General features: G+C 44.5%; 11 protein-coding genes. 2 read left to right on the plus strand and 9 right to left on the minus strand.

What is annotated here, in order from left to right; genetic code table 11:
- Positions 1-29: 29 nt before the first annotated feature.
- Genes MKX46_RS03130 through MKX46_RS03150 form a run of 5 tightly spaced genes read right to left on the minus strand, consistent with a single transcriptional unit; the run spans position 30 to position 4847 of the window.
- Positions 30-998, minus strand: coding sequence for an ABC transporter permease subunit (locus MKX46_RS03130; protein WP_013310465.1), 969 nt, complete (start codon positions 996-998; stop codon positions 30-32).
- Position 999: 1 nt separating this feature from the next.
- Positions 1000-2481, minus strand: a complete 1482-nt coding sequence (locus tag MKX46_RS03135) for a sugar ABC transporter ATP-binding protein (protein ID WP_341070899.1) — start codon at positions 2479-2481, stop codon at positions 1000-1002.
- Between the two features lie 30 nt (positions 2482-2511).
- On the minus strand, positions 2512-2946 hold the full coding sequence (rbsD, locus tag MKX46_RS03140; protein ID WP_340955546.1) for a D-ribose pyranase: 435 nt from the start codon (positions 2944-2946) through the stop codon (positions 2512-2514).
- Position 2947: 1 nt separating this feature from the next.
- A complete protein-coding gene (rbsK, locus tag MKX46_RS03145) occupies positions 2948-3826 on the minus strand; it encodes a ribokinase (protein WP_069011915.1) in 879 nt (292 codons plus the stop codon).
- Positions 3819-4847, minus strand: a complete 1029-nt coding sequence (locus MKX46_RS03150; RefSeq protein WP_029517482.1) for a LacI family DNA-binding transcriptional regulator — start codon at positions 4845-4847, stop codon at positions 3819-3821. Before MKX46_RS03150 ends, rbsK begins: the two co-directional genes overlap by 8 nt.
- Before the next feature lie 212 nt (positions 4848-5059).
- On the opposite strand from MKX46_RS03150, the gene MKX46_RS03155 reads away from it, so the two are divergent.
- Positions 5060-5788, plus strand: a complete 729-nt coding sequence (locus tag MKX46_RS03155) for a DsbA family oxidoreductase (RefSeq protein WP_029517481.1) — start codon at positions 5060-5062, stop codon at positions 5786-5788.
- Positions 5789-5882: 94 nt separating this feature from the next.
- Here MKX46_RS03155 and MKX46_RS03160 read toward each other — a convergent pair whose 3' ends face one another.
- Positions 5883-6671: an SDR family oxidoreductase gene (locus tag MKX46_RS03160; protein ID WP_029517480.1), complete on the minus strand. Its 789-nt coding sequence runs from the start codon at positions 6669-6671 to the stop codon at positions 5883-5885.
- 203 nt (positions 6672-6874) lie between these two features.
- A complete protein-coding gene (locus tag MKX46_RS03165) occupies positions 6875-7876 on the minus strand; it encodes a copper amine oxidase N-terminal domain-containing protein (RefSeq protein ID WP_029517479.1) in 1002 nt (333 codons plus the stop codon).
- A gap of 251 nt (positions 7877-8127) precedes the next feature.
- Here MKX46_RS03165 and MKX46_RS03170 point away from each other — a divergent pair, with 251 nt between their 5' ends.
- Entirely contained in the window at positions 8128-9045 is a 918-nt protein-coding gene (locus tag MKX46_RS03170) for an AEC family transporter (protein WP_029517478.1), read from the plus strand.
- A 340-nt stretch (positions 9046-9385) separates the two neighbouring features.
- On the opposite strand, the gene MKX46_RS03175 is transcribed toward MKX46_RS03170, so the two are convergent.
- The gene (locus MKX46_RS03175) at positions 9386-12457 is read right to left on the minus strand and encodes a X2-like carbohydrate binding domain-containing protein (protein ID WP_029517477.1); all 3072 of its coding nucleotides are present in this window, start codon (positions 12455-12457) and stop codon (positions 9386-9388) included.
- Between the two features lie 448 nt (positions 12458-12905).
- On the minus strand, positions 12906-14078 hold the full coding sequence (locus MKX46_RS03180; RefSeq protein ID WP_029517476.1) for a M20 metallopeptidase family protein: 1173 nt from the start codon (positions 14076-14078) through the stop codon (positions 12906-12908).
- Between the last annotated feature and the right edge of the window lie 87 nt (positions 14079-14165).

A 14165-nucleotide genomic window follows, 5' to 3' on the forward strand; every position in this document is an offset into this window, starting at 1 on the left:
TGTGTCTCCTTCTACGCAAATTAGGTGTATTATGCGGATTTTTTACGGTCAATCAATACAGCAATAGCGATGACGATCCCTTTTACCACCATTTGATAAAAAGAGTTAACCCCCAACAAGTTCAAGCCATTGTTTAGCGTACCGATGATAAGCACACCAATTAATGTACCTACGATTCGTCCGCGTCCTCCTGAGAGACTTGTTCCACCTAATACGACAGCCGCAATGGCGTCCAATTCATAAGAAGTACCTGCTGTCGGTTGCGCCGAGTTCAAACGCGAAGTCAAGATAGCTCCCGCCAATGCAGAGAGCATTCCAGCCAGAGAGTAAATCCAAATTTTTACACGCGGTACTTTAATACCAGATACAATCGAAGCCTTCTCATTACCACCAATGGCATACGTTTTACGTCCGAAGGGTGTTTTATGCAAAATGATCCACAGGACAGCAAAGGTAATGAGCATCGTAATCGCTGGAACCGGAATACCGAACTGATAGCCACGTCCGAACAATTGAAATACCAGACTGTCTCCGAGTCCTGTAATAGGGTTACCGTTGGTATAAACGAGTGTCAATCCTCTGAAAATAGTCATGGTTGCTAGTGTAGCGATAAACGGAGCCATTTTACCTTTTGTAATCATCAAGCCGTTGACCATCCCCATCACGCCACCCAATGCACAACCGATGATAATCGCCAAAATAGGATCGAACCCGGCCAGCATCATATTTGCGACAAACGCACTGGATAGTGCTAATATGGAGCCGACTGACAAATCAATTCCGCCTGTGAGAATAACGAAGGTCATACCGAACGCAATCAACGCATTAATGGATACCTGGCGCAATAAATTCAAAATATTAAGCGGTTCCAAAAAGCTGGGATTTAAGACCGATACGATAATCACCAAAATAATGAGTCCCAACAACGGGCCAAGCTTCTGTGTGATTTGTGACATTTGAAAGCCTTTGCTGCTTTTTGATTCATTCATAGTTGTCATATCACTGTCCTCCTGTAGCTAGCGTCATAATATTTTCTTGTGTGGCTTCTTCCCTGCTCAGCTCTCCGCTGATCTTTCCCTCGTGCACCACGACAATACGATCGCTCATGCCGAGTACCTCAGGGAGTTCCGAGGATACCATGATAATCGCGACTCCACGTTCGGTCAGCTCGTTCATCAACTGGTAGATTTCCCGCTTGGCTCCCACATCCACACCTCTCGTCGGTTCGTCAAGAATGAGTACATTTGGACCAATACCTACCCATTTGGCAATAACCACCTTTTGCTGATTACCACCTGACAAACTGCGAACCGTTGTTTCACCCGATTGGGTTTTAATTTGTAAGCGCTTAATTAAAGTGTTAACAAAATCCAACTCTTTTTTACCTGAAATAAATCCTTTTGAGGTAAAGCTGAAGAGATTTGGCAGCACCATATTTTCCCGAATGGAAAAATCCAGAACCAAGCCCTCATCTTTTCGGTCTTCTGTAATGAAGCCAATCCCTAGTTTCACCGCGTCATCCGGCTTGCGAATAGTCACCTTTTTTCCACGTACATGGATCTCACCACGATCCAAAGCATCCAGTCCAAATAACGCCCTCATGATCTCGGTTCGTCCCGAGCCCATCAAGCCTGAAAAACCTACAATTTCACCAGACCGCACAGTAAAATTCACATTTTCAAACAAGCCTTTATGCGTGGCATTTTTGACCTCCAGCACCACTTCTCCCAAAGCGGGCGTTCTTACCGGATAGCGTTCAGTCAGCTCTCTACCTACCATTTTCCGTACAACTTCATCAAAATTCGTATCGGGAATCGCCTGAGTATCCACCGTTTTCCCATCACGCATGATGGTAATCCGATCACAGATCGCGAATATTTCCTCCATCCGATGTGAAATATACACAATCGAAACACCAACTTTTTTCAAGGAAGTAATAACCTCGAATAGCTTCTGAATTTCCCGTTCGGTTAAGGCGGCTGTCGGCTCATCCATCACGATAACTTTAGCATCTGTCATGAGTGCTTTGGCAATTTCAATCATCTGCTGTTGACCCACTGAACACTCGCCTGCTTCACCGTTCAATGGAAGGTTTACCGAAAGCTTGCTGAATTGTTCATTTGCTAGCGCTTTCATTTTGGAGCTATCTAGTAAGCCCCACTTGGATGTCATTTCCTTGCCGATAAACAGATTTTCCAGCACAGTCATCTCCGGCCACACATTCAGTTCCTGATGAATAAAAGCAATTCCTTTTTGCTCCGCTTCTTTGGGGTCAGCAAAATAGGTTTCCTGGCCGTCAATGATGATCGTTCCCTCATCTCGCCGATGCAGTCCGATTAGAATATTCATCAGCGTTGATTTGCCTGCACCATTTTCACCCATGAGGGCATGTACTTCTCCTTCACGAAGATCAAAGTGAACACCACTCAGTACCTGATTGGTTCCAAAGGCTTTGTGAATTCCTTTCATTTGAATCTGCATGCTGTACCCTCCTTTTTATTCAACATTGATTTATCCAAAATGAACTCCTGCCTGCAAAATACAATTGGCATACGGTTTAGCCTCTCCTGTACGAATGATCGCCTTTGCATAACGGGTCAACTCTTTGAATTGTTCATGAGAGCAAAACTCAATGACGGCAACTTGCTTACTAATCTGTGGCTGTTCTAATTGCTCCCCTGCAAAGTTGTGCATAATATACTGTAATGCTTGTTCATTTTCTTGTTTGATTTCTTCGGCCAGCGTTACTTTTTCGATCACCATATCTGCTGCAATGACATCAACGACGTCCTGAAAGGATGGAACACCCAGTTTAAGGGCCAAATCAATTTTGGTAACGCCTTCAGGAACAGGTAAGCCAGCATCAGCCACGACAATATAGTCAGTGTGGCCGAGATCCGACAGTATTTTGGATATATGACTGTTTAGGATTCCATGTTTCTTCATATTATATTTGCTCCTCCACTTCACGACGGGTTGGCATTCCACCTTGGGCTCCAAATTTGGTAACGGATAATGACGCAGCACGATTAGCAAATTTCACACTGTCTGCCAGCGAATTTCCTTCAGCTAAAGCCACTGCAAAAGCAGCGTTAAACGTATCTCCTGCACCTGTCGTATCAATAGCTTCTACTTTATAAGTAGGAACCACGACTTCCTGTTCTCCGTCGAAGAACCGTACACCGTTGCTGCCCTCAGTCACAAACAGCTTGTTGGGATATTTGCGCAGCGCTTCTTGAAGACTTAAATCCTTAAACATAATGGCAGCTTCATGCTCATTAGGCGTAATGTAGGTCGCATTCGCAATTACGCTTTCCTCCACTTCACGAGCCGGGGCTGGATTCAGCAACAAGGGTATCTGGTATTTCGCACAAATCTCGCTTACGTAAACAACCGTTTCTGTTGGTATTTCCTGTTGAATTAGCACAATATCCGAACTTCGGATGACGTCAAGCGCTTCTTCCACATAGGCGGGTGTCACTTCATTATTCGCTGCTTTTACCACGACAATACTGTTATCGCCTTCAGCTAGTATAATATGCGCTGTACCGCTTTCCATATGTGTAACCGGTTTCACATAATCGGTATGAACATGATTTTCTTCAAAATTACGTAAAATCTGCTTCCCAAAATGATCATCCCCTACTCGTCCAATCATCGTAACGTCGGCTCCGAGTCGTGCTGCGGCTACTGCCTGATTGGCTCCTTTACCTCCAGGTACGGTTGTGAAGCTTTCACCCAATACCGTTTCACCAGCACCGGGACGTTTGGACGAAGTAACTACGAGATCCATAGAACTGCTTCCGATAATCGAAATTTTAGCCATCATTATCCACCCTTCTCGTTGTATCCCGTTCTATAAATTTGACGGGCAATTGTATGCTTGAATAGGTAAGTACTTTCGAATGAAGATTAGGTACACTTGACTTCGTTACTTGCGACTGCTCAATCAACTGAATGAGTAGTCCTGCTGCTTCCCAGCCCATTTCATAAGCAGGCTGTCGGATCGTTGACAAAGGCGGGAATAACAAACTACTTAATGGTATATCATCAAACCCGATAATTTGAACATCATCCGGGATTTTCTTTCCTAATCTATGTGCCTCATGCATCACCGCTGTAGCCACGATATCATTACTTGCGATAACTCCGTCCGTATCGGGATACTTGCTAAACAGCTCTTTGGCCCACGACTCGGCCTCCTTGAACGAAAAGGACGTTGTCTCGACCACATGGTAAGCAATTCCGGATTGCTGAAGCTCTTCAACCGCCCCGCGAAAACGATCTTGTGCTGGACGAATATGTGCAGGGCCCTGCATGACTGTAATTTGCTTGCTGCCGCGTGCAACCATTTCTTGAGCAGCCAAGCAACCGCCATGGGCTCCATCTGCATATACGGAGAGGCTGTCACTGGAAGTTCGATCGAGAAAAACGACCGGGATCTTCAGTTTGGCGTAACAATCGGCATCGGGATCATTGGTAGAAGAAATAACACCAACGACATTATTTTGAACAAAAGTATCCATGTAATCCAATTCTTTTTGGCGATCTTCATCACTATTACCGAAAATAATCCGAAAGTCATTTTCCTGCATTCGATCCTCCACCCCACGAGCTAACAAGGGAAAGTAAGGGTTCGTAATATCCGGCAGCAAAAGACCGATTAATCTAGATTTCTTTTTATACAAAGAACGTGCAACTTCATTAGGCTTGTAATTTAACTGCTTCACAGCAGCCTCAACCTTTCGCCGTGTATCCTCATGCACATATCCAGTTTCATTGATAACTCTGGAAACGGTTGCTACGGAAACCCCTGCAAAGCTGGCGACTTCTTTAATTGTTGTCATAGTGTAGGTTCAACTCCAATGTGTAACCGGTTACACATATAAAATATCACAGCATTAATTTTTTGACAAGCATTAATTATTTGCACGTTAAATCCTTTAGCTTTATAATTCTTATTGTAACTAGTGAAGTTCCACCTTTATACACATTCTAAAGTGAGGAGCAATGCTCCCGGTTACACAATAAAATACGTATACATGGAGGCTTATCCCTGATGAATATTGAAGTTTGGTCTGATTATATGTGTCCGTTCTGTTATATTGGTAAACGCCGTTTGGAGCAAGTGTTACAGAAATTTCCACATCACGATGAGGTGCAATTGACATTTAAGAGTTTCGAATTGAACCCGGGTGCTGTGAGAGATAGTGGTAAAACGATCAATGAAGAACTAGCCGCTAAATATGGGGTCAGTCTGCAAGAGGCTCAGGCTATGAATGATCGAATGAACGAAAATGCACGCTCTGCGGGTCTTGAGTATAATATTCATGCCATGGTGCCGACAAACTCTCTTGATGCTCACCGCTTAACACTTTGGGCTCAAACACAAGGCAAAATGCTGGAGCTGAGCGAGCGCTTATTCCATGCTGTTTTCATCGAAGGCAAGCATACAGGGGATCATGAAGTGCTGGCAGCGCTGGCTACTGAAGTTGGTCTAGATCAAAAGGAAGCGGCTGCTATATTAGCCAGTGACCGTTTTACCGACGAAGTTAGAGCTGATGAAGCCGAAGGCGCTGAGTTGGGTGTTCAGGGTGTACCATTCTTTGTATTTGATCGAAAATTTGCCGTTTCTGGTGCCCAGCCGGAGGAAGTATTTCATGACGCACTTCAAAAAGCATGGGATGAACGCTCACCTTTCACTATGATAAGTGGCAGCTCGTCCAAACAGGATGCAGGTGGTGTATGTACGGATGAGGGTTGTGAACTTCCAGGCCGCGAGAGCTGAACAGTCCTTGAATGAACATTTCCAACTCCCTAAATAAATTTTAAAAAAGCGTGCCAGCCCCCTATTAAACCTGAGGCTGGCACGCTTCTTTATTTTATAACGATTTAATCATTCCGCCATCCACAAGGATGGTGCTCCCTGTCAAATAGGATGAAGCTGAAGACGCCAGAAAAGCAACAACTTTACCGAACTCTTCAGGCTCTCCATACCGCCCCAATGGAATGCCCTCTTCTGCTTGTTTTCGAACCTGATCCGTCGTTTGCTGGGTTTTCTCAGCTCGATGCTCGTCCAAGCTACGCACGCGATCGGTTGCAATTCTCCCCGGTGCTACAGTATGTACCAGAATATTATGAGGAGCCAATTCCAGAGACAATGTTTTCGCCAATCCAGCGACTCCAGTACGTAGCGTATTTGAAATGATTAGTCCCGGAATTGGCTGCTTAACTGAGGAAGAAGCAATATTTAATATCCTACCGCTTTGTTGTTTTTTCATATAGGGTAACACCTCACGGATCAACCGGATATGACTAAGTAAATTTTGTTCAAAGGCCTGCATCCACACTTCATCAGTAAAATCATCAAAGGTACCTGCAGGAGGCCCACCCGCATTGTTAACCAAAATATCAACGGTGCCAAACAAATCAGCTGTACGGCGGATGGCCTGGGAGATATCTTCTGGTTTTGTTACATCGCAAACTACATATTCAACGCGGCCACTCGCTGTTTCCAGTAATTCCGCCTGCGTCCGCTGAAGCTCTGCTTCGTTCCGTCCTGAAATGATGACATTCGCACCCTCGCGTGCCAGCTCCCGTGCGCTTGCCTTGCCGAGTCCTTTACTGGAACCTGCAACAAAGGCTGCTTTTCCCGTTAATCCTAAATCCATCTATAACACTCCCTTTTGTCAGTGTTCTCTATTTAATTGTACACATGACCAGCACATAATGCGAATAGCTTGGTAGTATCATGAAGGCTATCTATCCTCTCACCATTAAAAAGAATACGGAATCATTCATTGCAAGGTAAAACAAAAAGGCCTGACATTTAGTCAGGGGCCCTTTTTGTTTACAAAATATTTGTTACAGCACGTTATGATGTTGATGCAGGTGTTGTTGGCTGCTCGTATACAACAACGGACTGGCTCTCAGGCTCCCATTTAACATTTGTCCCCAAGGCCTCTCCGATTACCCTTACAGGTACCATTGTCGTCCCATCCACTATGGATGCTGGCTGCTCGATAGAATACGGCTGACCGTTAATATATGCTTTCGGACTGTTAACAAATAATTTGACGGACACGCCGTTACGGGTGACAGTAACAGCCTTTTCTTTCGGATCCCAGGAAACCTTTGCATCCAAAGCTTCGGAAGCTGTTCTAAACGGAACAAGTGTGGTCCCATTGCGGTTAATCGGTTTGGCGTCGTATTCTTCACCATTCACGAACAGCTTCATACCCGACGGCCGTCCGGCCTTCTTCGAGAATTCACCCAGCTTTTTGTAGCTGTCCAGATCGGACACATTAGCCAGTACCGCCTCCTCCTGCATGTAAACGGCATCTGTCACATTTCCGTTTTCAGCCAGTAGCTCAGCTGCCTCAGTCAGTGCTTTACCAGAATTCCGGATCAATTCAAGTTCAGCAACCTGCTCCGAAGTCAAACGGTCCGGGTATTTCGTAAGCAGCAGATTCGCAATAACCGCTCCTGCCGGCTTATCCTTCGTATTTTCTACCGCGTGAAGCAGACCCTTGTAACCGTTGCGTCCCTTGTGACCATTATGGTCTTTGGACCCCCCGTATGTATCATCCGTTACTGCAACAGGTTCAGTTTTTCTGATTTCTGCGTGTTTGTCTTTTTTACTGTTTTCATCCTTTTTACCGGATGCTTTGTCCTTTTGTTTTTTGGACTGATCATTGTCTGAGTCATGGGGATTGATTAGCTCTTCCCCGCTCTTTTCATTCCCGTCTTTAACAGACGTCTTTGCTTCCTGTTTGTTCCCCTGATCATTTCCGCGTCCCTGCTTGGCTTCAGCGGTTCCCGCTGCCAATCCCAAGACCAGTATACACGCTAGTAAAGCTGTCCAAGTGTTTTTCATGATGCGATTCCTCCTTATAGTAAACACCGGGCTCAATCGTCCCTAGATGTATTAACGGTTTCTCTAAGCTGATTTTTTATCTTTTTTTATTTAATGTGTGAGACACCACTATAGCTGCAGTCCAGATTACCAAAACCACTATAAAATTTTATTATACGCCTAACCTATTTACACAGTATAATGAGAAAATGCCCATGCATTTATAAGAAACAGCCTTTACATTCGCATAATAGAAAGAAGATGAAACAGACATGTTCGGCACCATTCTTTTGGACGTTGTTTTACCTATTTTTGTACTTATCGGTTTTGGTTGTATCATGCAATATTATTTTCGACTGGATTTGTATACCTTAGCTAAAATCAATTTTTATTATATCACCCCCGCAGTTGTGTTTACGGGTCTATATCACTCGGAAATTTCTTTAATGCTCATGGGTGAGGTTTCACTTTTTTATGCCTTGTACATAGCTATTCTGTACGTAATCAGTACTACCGTCGCCAGATCGCTGAAATACAGCCCTGGAATGCGTGGAGCTTTTACAAACAGTGTAATGCTAGATAATTCAGGAAATTATGGTCTACCAATCAATCAGTTGGTGTTCAAAGGTGATCCGCTAGCCATTTCCGTTCAGGCTCTGATTATGACCTTTCAAAGCTTTGTTACATTTACATACGGTACTTTTGTTGTACAGAACGGTAAGGCTAACACTCGAAAAATTTTAATTAATTTTTTGAAAATGCCTGTACCTTATGCACTTGCACTAGGTTTGCTCCTAAATCTGTTGCATAGTCCGTTGCCTAATTTACTGGCTGAACCTTTGAATTATATTAGTCAGTCGATGGTTGCCGTGGCTCTGCTTACTTTGGGAGCACAAATTGTGCAATATCCCTTTCGCTTGCGCCGTACAGCCGTGTACATCAGTATGGTACTACGCCTGATTGCTGGTCCAATAGTCGGTTTTCTGCTTGTCTTGCTGCTGGGTCTTAAGGGGATTCCCGCTCAAGCCTTGCTCATTGCATCGGGTATGCCTACCGGAGTTAATACAAGTATTTTGGCGGAAGAATATAAAAATGAACCCGATTTTGCCGCACAAACAGTATTACTTTCAACGATTATGAATGTCATTACGATGACACTGTTAATTTCAGTATCCCGGCATCTTGTTTGAGGTGTATGATAATATAAAAAATGGATTAGAGACGCTTTTTGTCTAAGGACAGGAGCGTTTCTTTTTCGAGATAAAAGAACATACGTTCCTGTCGGTGCTTCTTTTTTCTACTTAAGGTGGTGTGTTTGTTTTATTGAGATCGTATGCGAGAAAGATTTTTTTCTATTGTTAATTTTTCATATAATGAAATAATTATATTATCTAATTTGAATCTCTATTAGTTGCTGTTTTCAACTTGTCGTTGCTTTTTCCTAAAAAAAGAATGCGGGACAACAAGGTCATCAAAATAAAGCCAGCTCACTCATTAGAGTGGCTGACTTAGGATTATCCTTATTAAGGTTTAGGGCTCAATTCCCCATTGCTTGCTTCCAGACAGATAAGCGGTTATTTTAGCAGAATCTTGTAAACTGTTTGCTGTAGGATTAAATGAATAATCATCGGTCTGTGTGTAACTGCTCCAGTCCTCTTTGGATATCCGGGTTTGCAAATCCACACTTTGACCAGGCTCTAAAGAACCCGCAGCCGATTTAAACCCAATTTCTGCATAAGAGTCTGCCCCTGGCTTCGCATTGGATAATGTTTTGAAGCTAGCAATCACATTCCCTGTACCGACGCTCGACCAATCCGTGAAGAAATTTTGTGTTTTCTCCCCGTTAATGGTGTAATAATAACGCAATGTCACATCTGCTAGGGAAATGGATGAGGTTCCCGTATTGGTTATTTTAAATTTGGAACTGATTGTATTACTTGTGGTGGATACATTCCCATTGAAGGTTTGCACCTTCAGAACGCCCTCGCCTGTTCCCGGCTCACTTGGCGTATCCCCTTTCACCGTAATCGTAAACAACACATCATTGCCTGTACTAAAATGGAAGTTTAGTGCTGTCTCTCCTTTAGGAAGTTTAGATAAATACTTGTTGGTAAGAACGACTGTTTCCTCACTAAGCGTATAATCTTCACCTTTGTTCAACACCACACTCCCCTGCTTGATCGCTTCTAGCGTATTGCCGTTAAGTGTTAGCTTGACAGTAATATCTGTATTGTTGTTATTCACTCCATAGGTTGCAGTCGTTGGTGTAATACTTGCTTGCCCGGTAGATGGCTGATCACCACCCACACGATCTGCCACCAGAATGCCGCGCCCATTCGTTCCCAGATAAGCACGTCCATAAACCCGTGGGTCCCCAATAATTTTGGTCACTCGAGCATATTGATGTTTGTCATCATTAATGCGCGCCCAGTTTGCACCAGCATCGTCCGATCGGTAAAATCCACGTGTACCATCCATTTTACCAACGATAAATACCGCTGCATTCGTGCGGTTCGGCGCTGCCTTACCAAAGCCTACAAAATCCGCTTCCTGCACATTAGAGAGCTTGGTGAACGTAGCGGCGGAATCGTTGGAATGCCATAAGCCATATGGACCTCCATCCTCGGAGCCTCCGGCGAACCACACATCTCCTTCTGCTCCTCGTACAGCATCAATATCAGCATTGCCTGCTGTCGGTAAGCCAGTTACCGCTGAAGGCGTAAAGGATACGCCACCATTGGTGCTCACATATATTTTCCCGGAGGCAAATGCGTAATATTTATTAGGGTTCACTCGGTCAGAGACGATCTTTGCATTCGCTGGAATCCCTGTGCTTGCTGTCCATGAGTTGCCACCAGTTTTGGAGTGAAACACACCTTTGTCTGATGTACTCCACAGCAAGCCATTACCATCAGCCGCTACGGCGATACTGCCTCCTCCTGCTGTACCTGAAGGCTCGCTATTTGCTTTATACCAGTTGGCTCCGCCATCATTGGAAAAACCGATGGATTTGGCATTTGGATCTTTTTTGTAATCTGCTTTACCTACCCGGGCCATAAAGGAAGGGTTCAGTTCGGCATAATCAATGCTTTCGCTGCTTGTAAAGGTCGGATTATCCAGCATTTTAGCTGGAGCCTTAAATAAATCGTCATGTCTGAATCCAGAGACATCACCTACTGCGCTCACCAAAGGCGCACCGGTTGGAGGGCTCACCAGGTCCAAAATCGCCGTTTCCTCTACCCCTTTAGCGGCTACTGAAATATCCAGCTTTCCGCCTTTATCCCAATTGGTTAGATTTTTAGAGCCATAAATCGTAGCTCCGGTGCCGTACAACATATGGTCTGAATTAAATGGATCTATCTCCAGATCACCGATCATCCACCCCAGCTTGGGCGATACTTCCGGTGGAGCCGGGTTGGCATTGAAAGTCAGCCAAGGTGCACCGCTTATATCCAGATTATATTTCAGCTTGCGAGACGGATAACCATCAAATTCCCAAATAGGACTCCAGGTTGCCCCACTGTCCGTGCTGCGGTAAATCGTTTCATCCGGCCACCAGGCATTCAACGTAGCAACCATAAGTGTACCTGGCTTCTGGGCATCCACCGTCAGTCCACCATATCCAAAATGATTGTCCGCGCTACTGCTACCTATGGGGCTAATGTTAGTCCACTGCCCGCTGGCTGTATTCAATTTCCACAGTTCACCCTTTGTTCCGTCATATGGACCGGCTCCATCGCTATAAGAAATATATAGATTGCCGTCCGTTGATAACACACCGTGATGTGGCAAATAGCCCGTAGGCTGTCCCGCTATAGCAGACCAGGTTGTCCCGCCATCTGTACTGCGATAGACACTTTGCTTTTTATCTGCTACACCTACATAGATCGTCTGCGTTGCTTTACTCGAAGAGCCTGTTTTTTTGTCAAAGGTGATCCAGGCTAAACCGACAATGTCGCTGGTATATTCATTGGAAGGGTCCTGTACATACGTCCCTGGATTTGGGAAACTGCTCACCTTGCTCCAAGTTGCTCCAAAATCAGAGCTTTTCCATAGTCCATTACCACTTCGAGCTCCAAAGAACAAAATATTATTCCTATTTGGATCAATCGTCAGACGTTCCCCCATCGAGCGCCCCGGCATATTGCCCCCCACCTTAAAAGGAAGCTTGGTCGTCTGCCACGTATTGCCCCTGTCGGTGGAACGCATAATTTGCCCGTTTTGTTTATCCCATGAATTAGTATACGTACCTGTAGCTATATATACACGGTTTGGATCAACAGGATCAGTTGCTAGTGCATCGACACCATTTTTGTTCCAATCCTCCCAGCCCACAGAATCCGTCAGCGGAATCCAGCTCTCATTGGCAGCATTCCACCGGTAAGCCCCTCCAATATCTGTACGTGCATAGATCAGGTCTTTTTCCGTTTCATTAAAAATAATGCCAGGTACAAAACCACCACCTCCACCCGTAACGACACTTTTCCAACTGTAATCGTCACTTGAAGCAGCATGAGTCGGCGCTATCATTCCTGTCCAGGAAGCACCCGCTACCACAAGCGCCAAACAAGCAATCTTCAACCTGTTTTTTGCCTTAGTCAATGAATTCAACCTCCTTCTTCATAATCATTTGAATATACGAATTCGTTCCTATCGTTATCGTTGCTTCTCACAATTCTGACAAATGTTCTCTTAGACTCACCCCCATTCATCCCAATAAATATAGTGCAACACCCAATTTGTTAGCGCTTACACTGTTGTCATGCTCAATAGATTCGTCATCTTTTTTTCATTTCCTTGTACGAAAAATCAAGATCATGCGATATTATCTCCTGCTCCGCAGCTTATAGTATGAGGTTTAGACTTCCTTCAGAGTTAACACCTTTTATTTATTTCTATTATGAATTTTTCACATAGTGAATTAATTACTTTATTTTCATTCTTTATGGGTGTCAAAATACTTGGATTTACAACAAAAAAACCGCGCTATGCGCGGTTCCAGCTTCCGTTACTTCCGTTAATACTGGCTTTAGTCATAAACAAATGCATATTATTGCAAGTATTCAAGCGCCAGAGCTAAAAAAATATGCCCTGAGACGAGCAATGCCCGCTCATCAAAATCAAAGTGAGGATGGTGATGAGCAAAATGCGTTCGTTCATCCTCATTACGGGCACCTACATGAATGAAGGCTCCCGGTCGTTGCTCCAAATAATAGGCAAAATCCTCTGCTCCCATGACCGGCTTCAAATCCAAAAAAGCGTCTGCTCCATACAGTCTGCCGATGAGCTCGCGTACACGTTCCGTTTCGACTTCGGCATTCACCAAAGAAGGATAGCCATTCAAATAGTCCATTTCGTATCCGGCATGATAAGCCTCAGTCAACCCCTTGACGATACTGCGAATTTCATTCTCGACTTCCTTACGCACTTCCTTATTAAACGTACGTACAGTCCCTTCAATTTTGGCCTTATCTGCAATCACATTAAAGGCAGTTCCAGCTTGAAATACCCCAATCGTTAACACTGCTGATTCAATAGGGTCCACCCTGCGACTAACCACCTGCTGCAACCCGTTCACAATTTGACTGCCGATAACAATAGAGTCTACCGTCTGGTGCGGTCGTGCGCCATGCCCGCCTTTACCGTTGATCTGGATCGTAAACGCGTCGACAGCCGCCATCGCAGGCCCACTCTTTAATCCAATTTTACCAAAAGGAATTTCAGACGCGAGGTGAATACCGTATACCGCCTCTACCCCTTCCAGACAGCCATCCTCAATCATAAACTTGGCTCCGCCAGGCGGTTTTTCTTCTGCATGTTGAAAAATAAACACAATCTTTCCCTTCAGCGCCTCACGGTTATGGCTCAACACGCGTGCCACTCCAAGTAATGCAGCCGTGTGACCATCATGCCCGCAGGCATGCATAACACCCGGAACGGTCGATTTATAAGGCACTTCCTTTTCATCCTGAATAGGAAGTGCATCAAAATCAGCACGAAATGCAATCGTTCTACCTGGCTGACCGCCTTCTAAAAACCCGAGCACACCGTTTCCACCCACATTCGTTCTTACCTCAATACCAAAAGAGCGCAATTGATCGGCGATAAAAGCAGATGTATTCGTTTCTTCAAAAGAAAGCTCGGGATGCTGATGTAGATGTCTTCTCCACGCAATCAGCTCTTGTTCACCATCTTTTAATTCCTGAACCCATTTTTCTAGCATAATACCCTCTTTTCCTATTGAATTTATATGCTTCTATCCTTATCTTACCATGAACAGCCTGTAGAATGTAGCTCTCTTATCATAGAA

It is taken from the genome of Paenibacillus sp. FSL P4-0113, assembly GCF_038009305.1.
Classification (GTDB): Bacteria; Bacillota; Bacilli; order Paenibacillales; family Paenibacillaceae; genus Paenibacillus; species Paenibacillus polymyxa_D.